Source organism: Lentzea indica, from assembly GCF_012184385.1.
GTDB lineage: Bacteria > Actinomycetota > Actinomycetes > Mycobacteriales > Pseudonocardiaceae > Lentzea > Lentzea indica.
The window spans coordinates 1-18434 of the sequence record NZ_VSRL01000073.1 but is presented as its reverse complement, the minus strand read 5'-3'; the positions used below and the strand labels follow the sequence as shown (position 1 = coordinate 18434).

Annotated in this window: 22 protein-coding genes; 16 read left to right on the top strand and 6 right to left on the bottom strand. The window is 68.6% G+C overall.

What is annotated here, in order from left to right:
- Window positions 1–77: 77 nt before the first annotated feature.
- Together FXN61_RS21080 and FXN61_RS21075 are read left to right on the top strand one after the other, a co-directional pair.
- Window positions 78–434 carry a F0F1 ATP synthase subunit epsilon gene (locus FXN61_RS21080; protein ID WP_167975791.1) on the top strand — a complete coding sequence of 119 codons (357 nt, stop codon included), beginning with the start codon at window positions 78–80 and terminating at the stop codon, window positions 432–434.
- 22 nt (window positions 435–456) lie between these two features.
- Window positions 457–888 (top strand): DUF2550 domain-containing protein, encoded by a 432-nt coding sequence (locus tag FXN61_RS21075; RefSeq protein ID WP_167975772.1) that lies wholly within the window; start codon window positions 457–459, stop codon window positions 886–888.
- On the opposite strand, the gene FXN61_RS21070 is transcribed toward FXN61_RS21075, so the two are convergent.
- Complete coding sequence (locus FXN61_RS21070; protein ID WP_167975771.1) at window positions 885–1457, bottom strand: cob(I)yrinic acid a,c-diamide adenosyltransferase; 573 nt, start codon at window positions 1455–1457, stop codon at window positions 885–887. The genes FXN61_RS21075 and FXN61_RS21070 overlap by 4 nt on opposite strands.
- A gap of 35 nt (window positions 1458–1492) precedes the next feature.
- Here FXN61_RS21070 and murA point away from each other — a divergent pair, with 35 nt between their 5' ends.
- On the top strand, window positions 1493–2761 hold the full coding sequence (gene murA, locus FXN61_RS21065; RefSeq protein ID WP_167975770.1) for a UDP-N-acetylglucosamine 1-carboxyvinyltransferase: 1269 nt from the start codon (window positions 1493–1495) through the stop codon (window positions 2759–2761).
- Here the strand turns inward: murA and FXN61_RS21060 are convergent.
- A complete protein-coding gene (locus FXN61_RS21060; RefSeq protein WP_167975769.1) occupies window positions 2751–3038 on the bottom strand; it encodes a hypothetical protein in 288 nt (95 codons plus the stop codon). The two genes, murA and FXN61_RS21060, sit on opposite strands and share 11 nt — an antisense overlap.
- 102 nt (window positions 3039–3140) lie before the next feature.
- Between FXN61_RS21060 and FXN61_RS21055 the strand changes: the two genes are divergently transcribed.
- Window positions 3141–5135 (top strand): ethylmalonyl-CoA mutase, encoded by a 1995-nt coding sequence (locus FXN61_RS21055; protein WP_167975768.1) that lies wholly within the window; start codon window positions 3141–3143, stop codon window positions 5133–5135.
- Between the two features lie 17 nt (window positions 5136–5152).
- A complete protein-coding gene (locus tag FXN61_RS21050) occupies window positions 5153–5911 on the top strand; it encodes an enoyl-CoA hydratase-related protein (RefSeq protein ID WP_167975767.1) in 759 nt (252 codons plus the stop codon).
- Here the strand turns inward: FXN61_RS21050 and FXN61_RS21045 are convergent.
- Window positions 5826–6680: a helix-turn-helix transcriptional regulator gene (locus FXN61_RS21045; RefSeq protein ID WP_167975766.1), complete on the bottom strand. Its 855-nt coding sequence runs from the start codon at window positions 6678–6680 to the stop codon at window positions 5826–5828. The two genes, FXN61_RS21050 and FXN61_RS21045, sit on opposite strands and share 86 nt — an antisense overlap.
- Before the next feature lie 102 nt (window positions 6681–6782).
- Between FXN61_RS21045 and FXN61_RS21040 the strand changes: the two genes are divergently transcribed.
- Window positions 6783–7481, top strand: a complete 699-nt coding sequence (locus tag FXN61_RS21040) for an SDR family oxidoreductase (RefSeq protein ID WP_167975765.1) — start codon at window positions 6783–6785, stop codon at window positions 7479–7481.
- A gap of 8 nt (window positions 7482–7489) precedes the next feature.
- Here the strand turns inward: FXN61_RS21040 and FXN61_RS21035 are convergent, their stop codons facing one another.
- Window positions 7490–7897 carry a hypothetical protein gene (locus FXN61_RS21035; RefSeq protein WP_167975764.1) on the bottom strand — a complete coding sequence of 136 codons (408 nt, stop codon included), beginning with the start codon at window positions 7895–7897 and terminating at the stop codon, window positions 7490–7492.
- Between the two features lie 384 nt (window positions 7898–8281).
- On the opposite strand from FXN61_RS21035, the gene FXN61_RS21030 reads away from it, so the two are divergent.
- Both FXN61_RS21030 and FXN61_RS21025 read left to right on the top strand, forming a co-directional pair.
- Window positions 8282–8458: a hypothetical protein gene (locus tag FXN61_RS21030; protein WP_167975763.1), complete on the top strand. Its 177-nt coding sequence runs from the start codon at window positions 8282–8284 to the stop codon at window positions 8456–8458.
- Window positions 8459–8572: 114 nt separating this feature from the next.
- Window positions 8573–9490, top strand: coding sequence for a GlxA family transcriptional regulator (locus FXN61_RS21025; RefSeq protein ID WP_167975762.1), 918 nt, complete (start codon window positions 8573–8575; stop codon window positions 9488–9490).
- Here the strand turns inward: FXN61_RS21025 and FXN61_RS21020 are convergent.
- Window positions 9481–10017 (bottom strand): NUDIX domain-containing protein, encoded by a 537-nt coding sequence (locus FXN61_RS21020; protein ID WP_167975761.1) that lies wholly within the window; start codon window positions 10015–10017, stop codon window positions 9481–9483. The genes FXN61_RS21025 and FXN61_RS21020 overlap by 10 nt on opposite strands.
- Before the next feature lie 54 nt (window positions 10018–10071).
- On the opposite strand from FXN61_RS21020, the gene nucS reads away from it, so the two are divergent.
- The 8 genes from nucS (at window position 10072) to FXN61_RS20980 (ending at window position 18218) form a co-directional block, all read left to right on the top strand.
- The gene (gene nucS, locus FXN61_RS21015; protein ID WP_167975760.1) at window positions 10072–10731 is read left to right on the top strand and encodes an endonuclease NucS; all 660 of its coding nucleotides are present in this window, start codon (window positions 10072–10074) and stop codon (window positions 10729–10731) included.
- 246 nt (window positions 10732–10977) lie between these two features.
- On the top strand, window positions 10978–11541 hold the full coding sequence (locus FXN61_RS21010) for a toll/interleukin-1 receptor domain-containing protein (protein ID WP_167975759.1): 564 nt from the start codon (window positions 10978–10980) through the stop codon (window positions 11539–11541).
- A gap of 47 nt (window positions 11542–11588) precedes the next feature.
- Entirely contained in the window at window positions 11589–13721 is a 2133-nt protein-coding gene (locus tag FXN61_RS21005; RefSeq protein WP_167975758.1) for a hypothetical protein, read from the top strand.
- The gene (locus tag FXN61_RS21000; RefSeq protein ID WP_167975757.1) at window positions 13718–14731 is read left to right on the top strand and encodes a hypothetical protein; all 1014 of its coding nucleotides are present in this window, start codon (window positions 13718–13720) and stop codon (window positions 14729–14731) included. Before FXN61_RS21005 ends, FXN61_RS21000 begins: the two co-directional genes overlap by 4 nt.
- Entirely contained in the window at window positions 14728–15717 is a 990-nt protein-coding gene (locus FXN61_RS20995) for a protein phosphatase 2C domain-containing protein (protein WP_167975756.1), read from the top strand. The genes FXN61_RS21000 and FXN61_RS20995 overlap by 4 nt, the downstream gene beginning before the upstream one ends.
- Window positions 15714–16763 (top strand): protein kinase domain-containing protein, encoded by a 1050-nt coding sequence (locus FXN61_RS20990; RefSeq protein ID WP_167975755.1) that lies wholly within the window; start codon window positions 15714–15716, stop codon window positions 16761–16763. The genes FXN61_RS20995 and FXN61_RS20990 overlap by 4 nt, the downstream gene beginning before the upstream one ends.
- A complete protein-coding gene (locus FXN61_RS20985; protein ID WP_312877890.1) occupies window positions 16760–17449 on the top strand; it encodes a vWA domain-containing protein in 690 nt (229 codons plus the stop codon). The genes FXN61_RS20990 and FXN61_RS20985 overlap by 4 nt, the downstream gene beginning before the upstream one ends.
- A 16-nt stretch (window positions 17450–17465) precedes the next feature.
- Window positions 17466–18218, top strand: a complete 753-nt coding sequence (locus FXN61_RS20980) for a hypothetical protein (protein ID WP_167975754.1) — start codon at window positions 17466–17468, stop codon at window positions 18216–18218.
- Window positions 18219–18254: 36 nt separating this feature from the next.
- Here the strand turns inward: FXN61_RS20980 and FXN61_RS50795 are convergent.
- Window positions 18255–18434 (bottom strand): hypothetical protein (locus FXN61_RS50795; protein WP_223165534.1); only part of this gene is annotated, 180 nt, incomplete at its 5' end.

Here is an 18434-nt window from a genome sequence, read left to right as displayed (position 1 = left end):
GCGGGGCGGCAAGGTTGTCAGGCGACCGTTTAGACTCAGTTCGACTCCAGACGACGAGGGAGATACGCGTGGCCGAGATGACCGTTGAACTGGTCGCCGTTGAACGCCGCCTGTGGTCCGGTAAGGCCACGTCCGTGTCGGCGCAGACGACCGAGGGCGAGATCGGCATCCTGCCCGGTCACGAGCCCGTTCTCGGCCAGCTGGTCGAGGGAGGTGTGGTCCGCGTCCGCACGACGGACGGTGCTCTTGTCACCGCCGCCGTGCACGGTGGCTTCCTCTCCGTGACGGGCACCGGCGTATCGATTCTCGCCGAGGACGCCGAGCTCGCGGGCGAGATCGACGTGGACGCGGCGCGTTCGGCGCTGCAGGACGCGGACGACGCAGAGCGCGCACGTGCGGCAGCGCGCGTGCGGGCCGTGGAACAGTCGGCCTGAGACCGGGCGCGAGGGCCCAGCCGTGGGGATCACCGAGATTGCCGGCCTGATCCTGCTTGGAGTGGCGATCATCATCGCCTGCTTCGCCTGGCGCCGCATCCGGCTGCTGCGTGAGGGTGGCGTGCACGTCGCGCTGCGCAGTCAGTTCGACGATCGAGGCCGTGGCTGGCACCTGGGCGTGGGGCACTACCGGGGCGACTCGTTCGCCTGGTTCCGGGTGCTCTCGCTCGGGTCCGGGCCCAACCAGCTGATCTCCAGAGCCGGGCTCGAGATCGACGCGCGCCGTGAGCCGACAGGGCCGGAGGCGTACGCCATGCCGGTCGGCGCCACAGTGCTGCGTTGCCGTTCCGCTTCTGGCGAGGTCGAGATCGCGATGGGCCCGGATGCGCTGACAGGATTCCTGTCCTGGCTTGAGTCAGCGCCTCCGGGCCGATCCATTCCCTGGGCCAGCTAGGCGTTCTCGCCTGGCTGCCAGAGCACGTCACCGTCCGGGTTCGCCACGCGGGCCAGGATGAACAGCAGATCGCTCAACCTGTTCAGGTACTTCGCCGTGAGCACGTTCGTCTGCTCCGGTTCGGCCTCGATCAACGCCCACGCACGCCTCTCAGCCCTGCGCGCGATCGTGCGTGCCTGGTGCAGCAGGGCCGCGCCGGGCGTGCCGCCGTTCAGGATGAACGAGTCGAGCTTCCCCAGCCGCTCGTTGAACGTGTCGCAGTACCCCTCCAGGCGGTCGACGTACGCCTGAGTCACGCGCAGCGGCGGGTACTTCGGGTCCGGGACGATCGGCGTGCACAGGTCCGCTCCGACGTCGAACAGGTCGTTCTGCACCTTGCGCACGACGTCGTGGACGTCCTCGGCCAGCTGTCCCAGCGCCAGGGCCACGCCCAGCGACGCGTTGGTCTCGTCGACGTCCGCGTACGCCTCGATTCGGGGATCGGTCTTCTGGACGCGGGAGAAGTCGCCGAGTCCGGTCGTGCCGTCGTCGCCGACCCGCGTGTAGATCTTGGTGAGATGTACCGCCATGAGTGGCACTCTATGACCGTCCGTAGGATTGCCGCGTGAGCGAGCATTTCCGGGTACACGGTGGCGCACGTCTGGTCGGCGAAGTTGATGTCGTCGGCGCCAAGAACAGCGTTCTCAAGCTGATGGCGGCTGCCCTGCTCGCTGAGGGCACAACAACCATCACCAACTGCCCGGACATCCTCGACGTGCCGCTGATGGCGGACGCGTTGCGCAGCCTCGGGTGCCAGGTCGAGCTCGAAGGTGACGTGGCGAGGATCACGACGCCGGCGGAGCTGAGCTTCCACGCCGACTCCGAGGCGATGGGCAAGCTGCGCGCGTCGATCTGCGTGCTGGGGCCGCTGGTCGGCCGGTGCAAGCGCGCGGTCGTGGCGTTGCCGGGTGGTGACGCGATCGGCTCGCGGCCGCTCGACATGCACCAGAGCGGGCTCGAGAAGCTCGGCGCCAAGACCTGGATCGAGCACGGCTGCATCGTCGCCGAGGCCGAGGGGCTGCACGGCGCGCAGATCTGGCTCGACTTCCCGAGCATGGGCGCGACCGAGAACATCCTGATGGCGGCCGTTCTGGCCAACGGCACGACGGTCATCGACAACGCCGCGCGCGAGCCGGAGATCATCGACCTCTGCCTGATGCTGACCCAGATGGGCGCGAAGATCGAGGGCGCGGGCACGTCCACGCTGACGGTCCACGGCGTGACCGAGCTCAAGCCGACCGAGCACCGCGTCATCGGTGACCGGATCGTCGGCGCCACGTGGGGGTTCGCCGCCGTCATGACGCGTGGCGACGTGCGCGTGCGCGGCGTCAACCCGCACCACCTCGACCTGGTGCTGGAGAAGCTGCGGATGGCGGGCGCCGAGGTGACCGTCTACGAGGGCGGCGAGGACGAGGGCTTCCGCGTCGTCATGGACGGCCGCCCGAAGGCCGTCGACTTCGTGACGCTGCCGTACCCCGGTTTCGCCACGGACAACCAGCCGTTCGCGATCGCGCTGTCCGCGGTCTCCGAGGGCACCTCGATGATCACCGAGAACCTGTTCGAGGCGCGGTTCCGGTTCATCGACGAGATGATCAGGCTCGGGGCGGACGCGCGCACGGACGGTCACCACGCGGTGATCCGCGGCGTCGAGAAGCTGTCGAGCGCGCCCGTGTGGGCGTCGGACATTCGCGCTGGTGCGGGGCTGGTTCTCGCCGGTCTGTGCGCGGACGGGGCCACCGAGGTCTACGAGATCTTCCACATCGAGCGCGGTTACCCTGGGTTCGTGGAAAACCTCCGCAAGCTCGGGGCCGACGTGGAGCGCGTCACGTCCTGAGCACCAGGCGCGCGTTCGCGACGTCCGACGGGAACACCATCACCCGGTAGGGCGCGTTTCGCGAACGCGTGGCACGCACCCCGTTCGCCTTCAGCTTCTGCACGAGAACGTTCGCGGCCTCCTCCGTGGGCACGACGGCCACCTCGCTCAGCAAACCGAAGTCGGTGCCGTCCAGATCCGGCACGGGCCGCTTGTCGTTGCCCACGAAGTAGCGCAACGCCAGAGCCAGCAGTCCGATCACCCCGAACACGACCACTGTCTGGTAAATCGCCGTCACCCCTCCATTCTGCTCCGCCTTCACGATTCAGTGAGCAAGCGCACGCGCAGCATTGGTTACCGGCCAGTACGCTCCGAATGAACAACGTCGTGGGAGGTTGCTGTGCCGTACCCGAGTGACCGTGAACGCGACCGCCCCTGGGTGATGCGCACGTACGCGGGTCACTCCTCGGCCGCGGCTTCCAACGCCCTCTACCGCCGGAACCTCGCCAAGGGGCAGACCGGTCTGTCGGTGGCGTTCGACCTGCCGACGCAGACCGGCTACGACCCCGACGACGAGCTCGCGAAGGGCGAGGTCGGCAAGGTCGGTGTGCCGATCAGCCACATCGGCGACATGCGGCAGCTCTTCGACCAGATCCCGCTCGGCGCCGCCAACACGTCGATGACGATCAACGCGACGGCCATGTGGCTGCTCGCGCTCTACGTCACCGTGGCCGAGGAGCAGGGCGCGGACCCGTCGGCGCTCGCCGGCACGACGCAGAACGACATCATCAAGGAGTACCTGTCCCGCGGCACGTACGTGTTCCCGCCGGGACCGTCGCTGAGGCTGATCACCGACATGGTCGCGTGGACCGTGTCGAACGTGCCGAAGTGGAACCCGATCAACATCTGCAGCTACCACCTCCAGGAGGTCGGCGCGACGCCGGCGCAGGAGGTCGCGTACGCGATGTGCACCGCGATCGCCGTGCTCGACTCGGTGCGCGACTCAGGACAGGTGCCGCAGGAGAAGTTCGGCGAGGTCGTCCAGCGCATCTCCTTCTTCGTGAACGCCGGCGTGCGGTTCATCGAGGAGATGTGCAAGATGCGCGCGTTCACCCAGCTCTGGGACGAGATCACGCGCGAGCGCTACGGCGTCGAGGACCCGAAGCACCGCCGGTTCCGCTACGGCGTGCAGGTCAACTCGCTGGGGCTCACGGAAGCGCAGCCGGAGAACAACGTCCAGCGCATCGTGCTCGAGATGCTCGCGGTGTCGTTGTCCCGCAACGCCCGCGCCCGCGCGATCCAGCTGCCGGCGTGGAACGAGGCGCTCGGCCTGCCGCGCCCGTGGGACCAGCAGTGGGCGCTGCGCATGCAGCAGGTGCTCGCCTACGAGACCGATCTTCTCGAGTACGACGACATCTTCGACGGCTCACCGGTCATCGAGGCGAAGGTCGACGAGATCCTCGCCGGTGCGCGCGAGGAGATCGACCGCGTGCAGGCGATGGGCGGTGCCGTCGCGGCCGTCGAGTCCGGCTACATGAAGTCGCAGCTGGTGTCGTCGCTGGCCGACCGGCGTCGTCGCGTCGAGTCCGGCGAGGAGATCGTCGTCGGTGTCAACAAGTTCGACACCACCGAGCCGTCGCCGCTGCAGGCCGAGGGCGCGAACGCGATCGAGACCATCGACCCGGTCGTCGAGATGCACGCGGTCGAGGCGATCCAGCAATGGCGCTCCAACCGCGACAACGCCGCAGTTGCCGTTGCTTTGGACTCTCTGCGCGAGGCCGCCAAGACCGACCAGAACCTCGTCGAGGTGACGCTGGCCTGCGCGCGTGCCGGCGTGACGACCGGTGAGTGGTCGCAGGCGCTGCGTGAGACGTTCGGCGAATACCGTGCGCCCACCGGTGTTTCCGGCGCTTCGGCGTCGGGAGAGGCAGGCTCGGAGATCGCACGGGTGCGCGACCGGGTGCGCGCGACTGGCGAGGAGATCGGCGAGCGGTTGCGCATGCTGGTCGGCAAGCCGGGCCTCGACGGGCACTCCAACGGCGCCGAGCAGGTCGCCGTGCGGGCCCGCGACGTCGGCTTCGAGGTCGTCTACCAGGGCATTCGCCTCACGCCGTCACAGATCGTGTCTGCCGCCGTGCAGGAGGACGTGCACGTCGTCGGTCTCTCGATCCTGTCCGGTTCGCACCTCGAGGTCGTGCCCGCGGTGGTCGACGGGCTGCGCGCGGCCGGTGCCGGGGACATCCCGGTGATCGTCGGCGGCATCATCCCGCCGGACGACGCCGCGAAGCTGCGCGACCGGGGCGTGGCGCGGGTGTTCACGCCGAAGGACTACGAGCTGACCGAGATCATGGACGAGATCGTCACCGTGATCCGTGAGGTGCGTTCTTTGCCGTAGGGGCTTAGATTCTCGGGATGGTTGACGTCGCGCGGGACGGGTCCGTCGTCCGGATCACGATGAATCGGGTGGCTCGGCGCAATGCGTTGTCCGCCGAGCACCTGACCGAGCTGCTGGAAGCTTTCCGCGAGGCCGGTTCGTCCGACGCGGCCGGCATCGTGCTGGCCGCCGAGGGGCCGGTGTTTTCCGCGGGGCACGACTTCGCGGACGTGCACGCCCGTGACGAAGAGGGCGTGCGGCTGTTGCTGGAGCTGTGCACGGTGCTGATGAAGACCATCCAGGCCGTGCCGCAGGTGGTGATCGCGCGGGTTCAGGGGCTGGCGACGGCTGCAGGGTGTCAGCTGGTGGCGTCGTGCGACCTCGCGGTGGCTTCGCTGGACGCGGGTTTCGCCCTGCCCGGCGGGAAGGCCGGGTGGTTCTGCCACACGCCGGCGGTGCCGGTCGCGCGGTCCGTCGGGCGCAAACGGCTGATGGAGATGGTGCTCACCGGTGACGTCATCGACGCCGCGACGGCTGTCGAGTGGGGTCTGATCAACCGGGCTGTGCCTGCCGGCGAGCTGGATGCCTCGACGGACGAGTTGCTGGCGCGCGCGACGCGGGGGAGCCGGGTGTCGAAGGCTGTCGGCAAGCGGACGATCTACGCGCAGCTGGACCGGCCGGAGGCTGACGCTTACGAGATCGCGCTGGCCGTCATGGCCGAGACTTCGCAGTCCCCGTCAGCCAAAGAGGGACGGGCGTCGTTCCTGGAGAAGCGGCCGCCCGTGTGGCCCGACTAGTCGCCAGGAGCCTCAACGCGTCCGCGTTCGGGCCCGGCTCGGCCTGGTAGATCACCAGGAACTGGCCAGGTGCCTCGCGCACGTCGAACGAGTGGTAGTTCAGCTTCAACGGGCCGACCGCGGGATGCACGAACTCCTTGGCGTCCTGGGTCTTCCCGCGCACCTCGTGCTGTTCCCACAGCTCTTTGAACACCGGGCTCTTGCTGAGCTCCTCGACGATTTGCCTGAGGCGCGGCGACTTCGGGTCCGCGGTCTGCCTCAGGTGTCCGACGGTGCTCTGGGCGACCCACTGCCAGCGCGGGTAGAAGCTCGTGGCGGCGGGATCGAGGAACGTCATCCTGGCCGCGTTGTCGGCCGGTGTGAACGGTTCGTAGAGGGCGTCGGCCAGCGCGTTCATGGCGAGGACGTCGAGCACCGAGTTCATCACGAACGCCGGCATGTCGTGCATTCCGCTGATGAGCTGCCGCAGCTCCGGGCTCACGACGTGGGTTTCGTGGCCCTCCTCGGCGACGACTCCTGCGAGCCGGTGCATGTGTGCTCGTGCGTCGGCGTCGAGCTGGAGCGCACGGCTGAGGGCGTCGAGGACCTGCGCTGACGGGTTGGTCTCGCGTCCCTGTTCGAGGCGGGCGTAGTAGTCGGCGCTGACACCGGCCAGGACGGCGACTTCTTCTCTCCTCAGCCCTTTGACCTTGCGCTGGGTGTGGCTCGGCAGGCCCGCGTCCTCCGGGTTGACGCGGGCGCGGTGGGCTTTCAGGAACTCGCCGAGCATGGTGCCGAGGTTATTCGGTGTGGGTGGCTTCTGCCTGGGTGTGTCGCACCTAGGGAGAAGGTGTCCTGGTTGACGGCGTTGGCCCTGGCCATCGTTGTGGCCATGAGCAAAGTTGTGGTGATCAGTGGAGCTTCGAGCGGTATCGGTGAGGCCACGGCCCGCGTGCTGGCCGCGGCTGGGCATCAGGTGTTCCTCGGAGCGCGGCGGGAGGACCGGCTGGCGGCGCTGGCGGCCGAGATCGGCGGCGCCTACGCGCCGTTGGACGTGACCTCGCGGGAGTCCTTCCAGTCCTTTGTGGATGCTGCGGTCGAGCGCTACGGCCGGGTCGACGTGCTGGTGAACAACGCGGGCGTGATGCCGTTGTCCCTCCTGGAGTCGTTGAAGGTCGACGAGTGGGACCGCATGGTCGACGTGAACATCCGCGGTGTGCTGAACGGCATCGCCGCGGTGCTGCCCCGGTTCGCGGACGGTGGGCACGTCGTGAACGTCGCCTCGATCGGCGCGCACATGGTGATGCCGACCGCCGCCGTGTACTGCGCGACGAAGTACGCGGTGTGGGCGCTGTCCGAGGGCCTGCGTCAGGAGCGCACTGACCTGCGGGTCACGGTGATCTCGCCCGGTGTCACGGAGTCCGAGCTCGCGGACACCATCACCGAGGAGTACGCGGCGTCGTTGATGGAGGACTTCCGCAAGCTTGCGCTGCCGGCGTCGGCGATCGGTGACGCCATCGCGTACGCGATCTCGCAGCCGGCCGAGGTCGACGTGAACGAGATCGTGGTGCGGCCGGTGTCGCAAAGGTAGACACAGCGCTAGGCGCCGGTCGTCGAGCCCGGCCTGAGGATCATCAGCACGGTGACCACGGCCCACAGGACGTTGAAGATCCCGGTGTACATCGCCAGGTGCTTGACGTTCTTGGTCTTGAGCGCTTTCTCCTGGCCGGGAAGGACTTTGAGGGCCAGCACGAACGCGGCGGCGGTGGTGAGCGCGATCGACACGATCACCCAGGGGTGGCCGGTCACGCCCATCACGCCGGCCGTCGCGAACCCGAAGACCGGCACGGAGATGCCGATCAGGGCGTAGACGCGGCAGATCCGGTGCAGGAGCTCGGGATTGCCGCCGGTGGTCACGGCTTTGGGGAACATGCTGGCGGCGACCGTGACCGGCCCGATGGCGATGATGGCGGCGAGGACGTGCAGCGAGAGGAAGAGCTTGCTCACGCCGCGCACCACACCGTGCCGCGGCGTTCGTGGGCTGGGAGTTGCTCGACCTCGAAAGCCTTCTGGGCGCTGATGTCGCGTTCGATCAGGCGCAAAAGCTGACCACGCTGGGGCCCCGCCCACCCAGGGGGCTGACCACCACACAGCGTCGGGTTCAACTTTAGATGCGGAAGAGCACTGTCAAGGCCCCGCTCGGCGATCTGTGGACAACTCGACGCTGCGTGGCCCGGTCCGGGCGGTTGTCCACAGATCTGCAAGCGGCGCCCGTCGTGACCGCTCGCTCGGTACGCTGGAAGAGGGCCGCTCCCCCGAGGAGGGCGGGGGCTGCGCGCCGGACGATGATCTTGCCTTCCGCTTGGTGCCGCGGCATCTCCGGGTGTCGTGATGGCGGCCGCCCGATGCGAGATCGGCTGTGCGGTTGCCTTCAGCGGCAACAGCCCGACGTCTGCCTCATGCGGCCCGGCCGCGCTCACCAGCTCGGCCCGCATCCCGCCTCCCGTCAACGTTTCGTACGGCCCGATCGCGTCCAACGGGTCGAACCCGTCGAACAACACCACCTGAGCAAGCATCTGCCCCTCCTCATGTCGGTGATCAAAACGGTAGGAGCGGAGGCCTTCGCGCAGAACTGGCTGGAATGCCATGTTCCAACGGATTCTCGCCAGCTAGGGTGTGGGCGTGCACGATGTGGCAGTGGTAGCGATGGACAGCGTCGTTCCGTTCGACTTCGCGACGCCGGTCGACGCGTTCAACTGGACCGGGCGGTACCGGGTCCGGGTCTGCGGTCCGAAGAGGACCGTCGATGCGGGCTGCTTCCAGATGAAAGTGCCACACGGCTTGGAGTTGCTGTCCGAGGTGGACACGATCGTGCTGCCGGGCCACGACCCGGGCATGGTCGTTCCCCAGCGGTTGATCGAGGCACTGCGGCGGGCCGCGGCACGGGGCACCCGGATCGCGTCGATCTGCACGGGGGCGTTCGTGTTCGCGGCGACCGGGCTGCTGGACGGGTTGCGGGCCACCACGCACTGGCTGGGAGCGGAGGAGCTGGCGGCGCGGTTTCCCGCCGTCGAGGTCGATCCGGACGTGCTTTACGTCGACAACGGGCAGTTCCTGACGTCCGCCGGTGCCGCGGCGGGGCTGGACCTGTGCCTGCACATGATCCGGCGTGATCACGGGTCCGCGGTGGCTGCCGATGCGGCGCGGTTCGCCGTGATGCCCCTGGAGAGAGAAGGCGGGCAGGCGCAGTTCATCGTGACGCCGCCCGTGGCGCCGCAAGGTGCGGAGCTCGAACCTGTGCTGCGGTGGATGGAATCCAACGCCGAGCAGGACCTGACGCTCGCGGACATCGCGAACCACGCCGGCATGAGCACTCGGACGTTGAACCGGCGGTTTCGCGAGCAGACGGGGACGACGCCGTTGCAGTGGCTGCACCGGGCGCGGGTACGTCAGGCGCAGCACTTGCTCGAGACGACGAAGGACCCTGTCGAGCTGATCGCGAGCAGGGTGGGGTTCGGATCGGCCACGGCGTTCCGCGACAGGTTCAAGCGGATCGCCGGGACCTCACCCCACGCCTATCGGGCGGCTTTTCAGGGCTGAGCGTGCTCGTGCAGGAGCAGGAGCGTGTAGGCGGCGATCGACTGGGCGTCGGTGATCTCGCCCTTCGCGATCATCGCCTCGAAGTCGGCGCGCGGAAACCACGCCGAGCGCATGTCCTGCTCCTCCGGCTCCCGCTCGTGGAAGCCCTCGGTGAGCTCGGTGGCGAGGAACACCCGGCCGCGCTGCGACGACATGCCGGGCGCGACGTCGAGCAGGCCCAGCTCGATCATCCTGCCGGCGCGCAGCCCCGTCTCCTCGCGCAGCTCGCGGCGGGCCAGCTCCAGCGGATCGGAGTCGGCGCGTTCGGGCGCGGTGCCCTGGGGGAACTCCCAGCGGCGCAGGCCGAGCGGGTACCGGAACTGCTCGACGAGCCGCACGCGCTCGCCGTCGAGCGGGATGATCAGCGCGAAGTCCGGCTTGTCGACCACGCCGTAGATGCCGCTCGAACCGTCCGCGCGCTGGATCTCGTCCTCGCGAACGGTCATCCACGGGTTTGAGTACACCTCACGGGTGCCGAGGCTTTCCACGCCACGGACCGTACCTAACGACCGGTTTCTGGACACACCCCGTAGCCTGTCGCGGTGCGTCTCGTCATCGCTCGCTGCCAGGTCGACTACGTCGGACGACTCACCGCCCATCTGCCGATGGCTCAGCGACTGCTGCTGATCAAGGCCGACGGCTCGGTGTCGATCCACTCCGACGACCGCGCGTACAAGCCGTTGAACTGGATGAGCCCGCCCTGCTGGCTGATCGAGGACCCGGACATCTGGACAGTGCAGAACAAGGCGGGGGAGAAGCTGATCATCACCCTCGAAGAGGTTCTGCACGACTCCAAGCACGAGCTCGGCCCCGAACCGGGCCTGCAGAAGGACGGTGTCGAAGCCGACCTGCAGAAGCTGCTCGCCGAGCACGTGACCACCCTGGGCGACGGCTGGACGTTGGTGCGCCGCGAGTTCCCGACCCCCATCGGCCCGGTCGACCTGATGTGCCGTGACTCCTCCGGTGGGTCGGTGGCCGTGGAGATCAAGCGGCGCGGCGAGATCGACGGTGTCGAGCAGCTGACCAGGTACCTGGAGCTGCTCAACCGCGATCCGCTGCTGGCGCCGGTCCGGGGCGTGTTCGCGGCGCAGCAGATCAAGCCGCAGGCGCGGGTGCTGGCCGAGGACCGCGGGATCCGGTGCGTGGTGCTGGACTACGACGCGTTGCGCGGGATCGAACCGGACGAGTTCCGCCTGTTCTGACACGAGATCGGCCAGGGGGCACAGCCACGCGCTGTGCCCTCTGTTGGTATGTCCGCGTGGCGCAGACCAGGGAATCCGTTTGAGAGAAGGACTCACGTTCTGGGGCTGCATTTCCAATCGGCCGGGAATCGTCAAGTGGACAAATAGTTGACGTCTTCCGCACTACTTGCCAGTAGGGCTCGACATGATCGCGGCCGGTTGCCATAGTTCAGGCCTCCTTCCGCCGCAATCGTCGAGGGTCGATCCTTGGGCAAGATTTTCATCAGCTACCGCAGTTCCGACGTGCCTTATGGCGCCTGCCTCATCGACACCGCGCTCACCGCTCACTTCGGCGAGGGACAGGTCTTTCGCGATGCCCGATCGCTGACACCGGGTGACGACTTCGATCCCGACATCATGCGGGCCGTGCGGGAGAGCACGGTGCTGCTGGTCGTCATCGGGGAGGGCTGGACGGGGACGCAGTCCGACGGCAGCCGGTTGCTCGACCGGCCGCACGACTTCATCCGCAGGGAGATCGTCGAGGCGTTCGAGCACGACGTGCGAGTCGTGCCGGTGCTCATGGGGGCTGAGCGGCTCAAACCCGCTGACCTGCCGGACGAGCTGCGTCCGCTGGCCGCACGCCAGGACGTGCGGGTGCGGTGGCGCGAGAGTCACCTCGACGTGGCCGCGCTCGTCGCGAGCCTGACCGAGCTCGTGCCAGAGGTGGCCGTTCGCGACATCGAGCGGCCGAGGGTGACCTGGCACGCGGAGAAGGTCGGTGCCGTGTTCAACGACCGTGTCGACATCGCCGGTGACTTCAACGTGAACTGATTCGCTTCTCACCGCGTGAAAGCGGTTCAACAACTTTGTGAGAATGAATGACCACGCCTGTTCCGGAAGCGGACGGCGGGGCTGACGTCCCGCGCCTTTCCGTGAAGGTCGGAGCGGATGGCGCTCTCGCCGCGCTCGGTTCGCCAAATGCGGACCGGCTCGAGGGTGCGCGTTCCGCCGAGATCGCACACAAGTTCCTGCGCGGCGGCGCTACTGTCGTGTTCAACGGAAGCACGTCCATCAGCGGCGATATGAACGTCGGCGGCAGGGGCAATCGCTCCTCTGCGAGAGCGAGTATCGGTCCCACCGAGTACTCCGACGCTTATCTCGACGACTACACCTCTGCCTACGTCCAACCCGACTGGTACGACGAGGCGTTCGAACGGCTCGTGCACCGCAAACTGCTCGTCGTCTCCGGCCCCACGGGCACCGGGCGATACACGGCGGCGCTGCACCTGCTTCGGAGGGTGCTCAAGGGCGCCGGTCCGGTGCGCGTGCGACAGCTGCCGGTCGACATCTGCGCCGATCCGACCTGGACACCGCCGATGCGCGAGTGCGGGTACGTCGTGCTGGACGAGCAGTCTTCGACTCCCAAACGCGTTCGCGGGTCGAAGCCACTTGCCAGCGCTGAGGTGCTCGACGACGTCTGGCTGACGCGTGCCCGTGAGCTGCTGAACAAGGACGGCAGCTTCCTCGTCGTCGTCACCGGACCCCCACGGGGCAAGCTCGCCATGGCGGCCAAGCGCCACGAGTTCGTGCTGGAGAACGTCACCGCGCCCAGCCCGCACGAGGTGTTCGAGGCCCGGCTGAGGTGCTCGGACCTCAAGGCGCCGGGCGACGTGTTGCGCGAGCTGCGGTCCACCGACATCGACGCGCTGCTGCGGGAACGACCCCGGCCGAGGTTCGCGGTGCGTGCGGCCGCCGAGATCCTCACCGCGGTCGGCAACCGCGAGGACCTCGCGGCCGTCGTGGCCGGGTTGCGTGACCCTCAGGAGCAGGTCGCGGAGTGGTTCGGCGACACCGTCGATCCGGCGGAGATCGCGTTCGCGGTCGCCACCTCGGTGCTGGAGGGCTGCGGCTACCTCACCGTGTCCGATGGTGCGGCCGACCTCCACCGCAAGCTGGCCGGCAAGACCGCGGAACCGGTCACGCACATGCGACGCCTGCTGCGGTCGGACCACCCGTGGATCGAACTCGCCACCGGCACCGGCACCGGCGCGGTCGCGGGGGAGATCGTCCGGTTCCGCAACGCCGACCTGCGGCTCACCGTCCTGTCCCACGCCTGGCACGAGCTGGACGGCATGCGCGACGCCATCCAGGAGTGGCTGCGCGACATGGCAGGGCACTCCGACGTCGAGGTGCGTGCCCGCGCGGCCACGGCGGCGGGGTTCCTCGCCCGCGGCGACTTCCAGCACGCGCTGCACACGTTCCTGTTGCAGTGGGCGGGCAGCGACCTGCCGGAGGAACGGCACAGCGCGGCGCTCGCGCTCGGCGTGGTGGGGTTGAACGACGAGTACGTGGACCGGGTCTGGCAGCTGCTCGGTGAGTTCGCCGAACAGTCCAAACGGGACGAAGGCCTGCCGTTGCCACAGACAGCCGCCCTGGCGGCGGGTGGGCTCACTGGTCTCGCGAGCCCGTTGCGCGCCTTGTGGTTGCTGCGTGAGCTGCTGGCCGCCGACGACTGGAGCCTGCTCGAACCCGCCGCGCTCAGCGTGGCGCGGCTCGTCGAGGATGGCGCCGACGTCCGTACGGTGCCGACGCTGCGGGACTGGACGGACGCGCACCGGCGCGGTGACTTCGCGGTGAAGGTGCTGATCGCGTTCGTCATCGCCGCCCGCCCTCCGAAGTCCGGCCGGACGGTGCGCTGGCCGGTGCTGCTGCGGAAGTCGGCGCAGCACTACGAGGACCTGCCCGTGCTGTGGGCTCGCGCGCTGTGCGAACGGCGGGTGCGCCCGCTCGCGCTCGACGTGCTGCGGGAGTGGCTGCGGCTCGCCGAACACGACCACGCCGCCTACGACGCGGTGCTGGACGTGCTCGCGGGCATCACCGACCTCGGCGAGCGGGAATCAGACGATCTGCTGCACCAGCTGGAGCTCTGGGCCGAGGACTGGCGCGATCCCTCGCACGCCGCGGCTCGGGCGCACGACGATCTCGTGGAAGCGGAGGAGGCGCTGCGGTGATCGGAGACATCGACACCTACGACCCGATCGTCGAGGAGATCTTCCCGAGAGCGGTGAGGCTGCTGGACCGGCTGGAGAGCCCGTCCATGGACACGGCGCTGGTGCTGGAGCCCATGCGTGGCGACCCGGTGCTGGTGAGCGCGGGCGAGAAGGTGCCGGGCGCGGTGCTCGGCCGCTACCGGCGGGCCGCGCGGGTCACGTTGCGCGTGGTGCAGTGCAGGTTCGTCGAGGACGACATACCGACCGCCGACCCCGGTTTCCTGCAGCGTGCGGAGGTCCGGTTCACCTGCCAGGTCACGGATCCGGTGGAGATCGTGCGCAGCGGCATCCGGGACATGACCAGGGCGGTGCAGCCGAGTCTCGCCGGCATCATGTCCGACGTCCTCAGCGAGTTCGACGTGTCCGAGTACAACACCGCGCTGAAGACGTTGAAGCGGGAGCTGGAGGTGTTGCGCGGCCGTGGTGGCATCGCGCTCGGCAACTTCCACGTGAAACTGCTCAACAAGTCCGAGTACTACGACCACACCCGCGACATGCGAATCGAGTCGATGCGCCGCAGGGACATGCGCGGTGTCGTCGACGGCGGGCGCGAGGAGCTCATCGCGCAGCATCTCGTCAAGCACGACGGCGACCCGACCTCGCTGCTCGCGGCCGAGGCGGAGGCCGTCGACCGCGACAAGGACCGCATGATCGAGATGGTGCGCATCTCCACCGACGAGGACGCGGACCCGGTGGAGATGCGCGAGGCGCGCAGGCACGTGTTCGGCAAGATCTTCGGCGACCCGGCGATGCTGAAGCCACCGGAGCGCAAACGCCTGTCCCGCAGGGACGTCATCGCGTCCCGTCGCGATGGCGGGCCCGCCGAGGTGACCGCGGGCGGAGAGGCGGAGCCGGTGGAACCGCGCGAACCGAGGGAGGTCGCGCCGCCGCCCGTTCCGGAACCTCCACCCGCACCGGAGAAGCGGGTCAGCAGGCTGCGCGGCTCCGCGGCCGAGCGGAGGGGCCGATGACCGGCAGGGGCGTCGCGTGGGCGGAGAGCGAGTGGCTGCTGGCGGCGAGCGTGTGGACGGAGAAGAAACCGGGGCGGGGAGAGGACGCCGAACCGCTGTTCGTCCACCAGTTCTCCAGCGGCGAGGGCGTCGTCGGTGTGTTCGACGGCGCGGGCGGCGCGGGTGCGGCGGCCGCCGGCACATCGGCGAGCGGTGCCGAACGCACGCAGGCATGGCTCGCCTCGCGGTTCACCCGCGCGCTCGTCGAGGACTGGTTCGTCGGCACCGACCGGGTGCACGAGGACCTGCATGAGCACATCGCCACCGCACTCGTGAAGGCACGGGGCACGGCCCGTCGCAAGATCCTCGGCACGATGCGGCGGGAGCTGCCGACCACCATGGCCGCGCTGCATTACCGCTGGGGTGACGACGAGACGGCCGAGTGGGCCGCGCTGTGGGCAGGAGATTCCCGCGCCTACGTGCTCGACGCCCAGGACGGCCTGCAGCAGGTGACCAGAGACGACACCGAGTCGTCGGACGCGCTGGAGCTGCTCACCCAGGACCCGCCGATGACGAACATGGTGTGCGCCGACCGGCCGTTCGAGGTGCACATTGCGCGTGGCAGCACGAAGGTACCGTGCGTGCTGGTGTGTGCGACCGACGGCTACTTCGGTTACGTGACAACGCCCGCGGAGTTCGAGGACGTTCTGCTGCGCACCCTCGAACGGTCGGAAACCATGCAGCAGTGGGGAAACGCGCTCGCGGACGAGGTGGTCGGCTACACGGGTGACGACGCGTCGCTGGCGATCGTCGCGCTCGGGTTCACCGGGTTCTCGCAGCTGCGTCATGACCTGAGCGGCCGGACCGCCGTCGTGCGTGAGCACGCGGCCCAGATCGCCGCCATCGCACCCGGCGACCTGGAGACGCTCACCGCGGTGCGCGCGGACTCGTGGGCGCGGTACCGCGAGGACTACGAGCGCCTGATGCCCGTGAAGGAGCCTCGATGAAGCTCGGTCAGGTGCTGCACGGCTACGAGATCACCTCCCGTCCGTCCAACAAGGACGCAGGGCAGTGCATGTGGGCGTTCGCGGAGAAGGACGGCCACGAGTACTTCGTGAAGGAGTTCCTCGACCCGAAACGGCCGGGTTCCATGGCCTCACCCGAGGACCGTGAGCGCCTGCTCGCTCAGTGCGCCGAGTTCGAACGCAGGCACACCTCGGTGATGAACCGGCTCGACCCGAAGGACACCGGTGCCGGAAATCTGGTGATGGCAAAGGACTTCTTCTTCGAGAAGACCCGCTACTACAAGATCACCGAACGGCTGCACCCCGCGGACGTGCCGAACCCGCACGAGCTGAGCGTCAAGGAGAAGCGGATCCTGCTGCTCACTCTGATGGCGAGCCTGCGGTTCCTGCACGAGCACGAGATCGTGCACGGCGATCTGAAGCCGGACAACATCCTGCTGCACCGCCCGACGGAGACGGGTTTCTACACCGCGAAGCTCATCGACTTCGACGACGCGTACGTGTCCGGCGACCCGAAACCGCGCGACCAGATCGGCGGCGACCCGGTGCACGGCGCGCCGGAGTGGTTGCGGTACATGCAGAACGACCACTCGGTCGGGCCTGACCAGCTGACCACCGCTGTCGACGTCTTCGCGCTCGCGCTGATCGTGCACCGCTACCTCACCGGTGAGCAGCCGTCGTTCCCTGACGGGTTCGCGTCGGCGGGTGAGGCGGTGAAGGCGGGCGCCAAGCTGATGTTCGACCGCCGGCTGCACCCGGATCTCACGGACGCGCTGTGCCGGGCGACGGCAGCCGACCCGTGCCACCGGCCCGCGGTGAGCGAGCTTCGGGCGATGGTCGACGAACCGATGCTGGAGCTTCGCGTCCGCGCGGAAGCCCCGACCGTGCACGTCCCGTCGGTGGCGCCGGCCGCACGGAGCAGCCGGTTGCGCATCAACCTCACCGGTGCCGCACCACCGCCCCCACCGCCAAGGCCGGTCACCGGTCCCCGGCTGCGCATCAATCTCAACGGCAAGGAGACCTCGTGAACGAGAGCCTGAAGTACGCGGTGGACATCGTCATGTGCATCGACGCGACCATGAGCATGAAGCGGACGCTGGACCGCGTGAAGGACAGCGCGTTGTCCTTCCACACCAGGCTGGCGGCGGCGATGGAGGAGAAGGGCCGGTCGATCAGCCAGCTGCGGCTGAAGGTGATCGGGTTCCGCGACTTCGGCGACCGCGCCGACGACGCCATCGAGCAGACGGACTTCCTCACCTTCCCCGACGGCGCGGTCGAGTTCGAGCGGTTCGTGCGCGACCTGACCGCACGGGGTGGCGGTGACATCCCCGAGTCCGGGCTGGAGGCGCTGGCACTCGCCGTGCAGGCGCCGTGGGAGCAGGGGCTCGACCGCCGCCGTCACGTCATCGTCCTGTTCACCGACGCGCCAGCGCATCCGCTCGGCAGCCCGTCGCAGGTGTCGGTGCGCACGTACCCGCAGTCCGTACCGCACTCGATGGAGGAGCTGTTCTCCCAGTGGGGCCACGCGCAGAGCAGTGATGCGCTGATGGAGAACTCGGCGAAGCGCTTGCTGCTGTTCGCTCCGGAGGACCAGCCGTGGGAGGACATCGCCGACCAGTGGAACCACACCCTGTTCTTCCCCTCGGAAGCGGGCGAAGGGCTGGAGGAGTGGGAGATGGACGAGATCATCAACACGATCGCCAACAGTCTCTGACGGGCGGGTCCACGTGGTGTTCAGGATCGGTCGCAGACCTGACGACGAGTCGTCGGGGTGGTTCGCGGACGACACGGGCAGGTACTCGGAGCGGTGGAGGGGCGAGCGGGGTGTTCCCAGCGGGCACGTCAACCTTCAGCTGTGGGACCACATGTTCGGCCGCAACCCGGAAGCGCGGTTCTACTTCCAGGGTGACACCGGCGCGCTCAGCGTGGTCGGCGAGCGGGTCGTGGTGATGACGAACAAATGCCAGCATCGGGGGTCCACGCTGGTCGTGGCTCCGGTGGCGGCGTGCACGATGGATCTTCTCCCGGCGGGTGCCCTGGTCAAGCTCAGGGTGGTCGTCGAGACGGGGATCGGCGAGTCGCCCACAGCGGCGGCCACCGTGGTCGAGCTGCTCTACCCGCGCGAACGCGAGCGGGAGCTGACCGGCTTCGTCGACGCGCTGTACCCGGATCGGCCGAAGCGCAGGCGCCAGGTCCGGCCGATGGTGGAACGGGGGAACGTGCCGCCGGTCGCGCCGCCGCCCATGCCTCAGATGCGCGAACCGGTGCGAGAACAGGTGAAAGAAGCGGTGCCGCCGCCTGTAGGCCACGACGCGCCTCTGGTCGTCGACGCGGTTCCCGCGGAGAAGCCGTCACCGTCCTCGCTGCCCAGGCTGCGCGTGCGGACGGCACCGGAGGGCGGCGACTGGCTGTGCTTCCGCCCGTCACCGGAGACCGCGGAGATCATCGACATGGTCCAGCCCAGCGAGGCGGCCGAACCGTGAGCACGTGGCAGTGCGCCAAATGCGACACGAACAACGTCATGTCGGTTCGCGAGTGCGACGTGTGCGGCGCGACCGAACGCAAGAAGCCGCGCAGCCGAAACCCAAGCCGGCACCGGCGAAGCCGCAGGTGACGAAGAAGGTCACTCGCCCTGCGGTGCCGCCGGCGGTGACCAGGCCGACCACGCCGGTCGTGCCCGTCACCCGGCCGACCCGTGG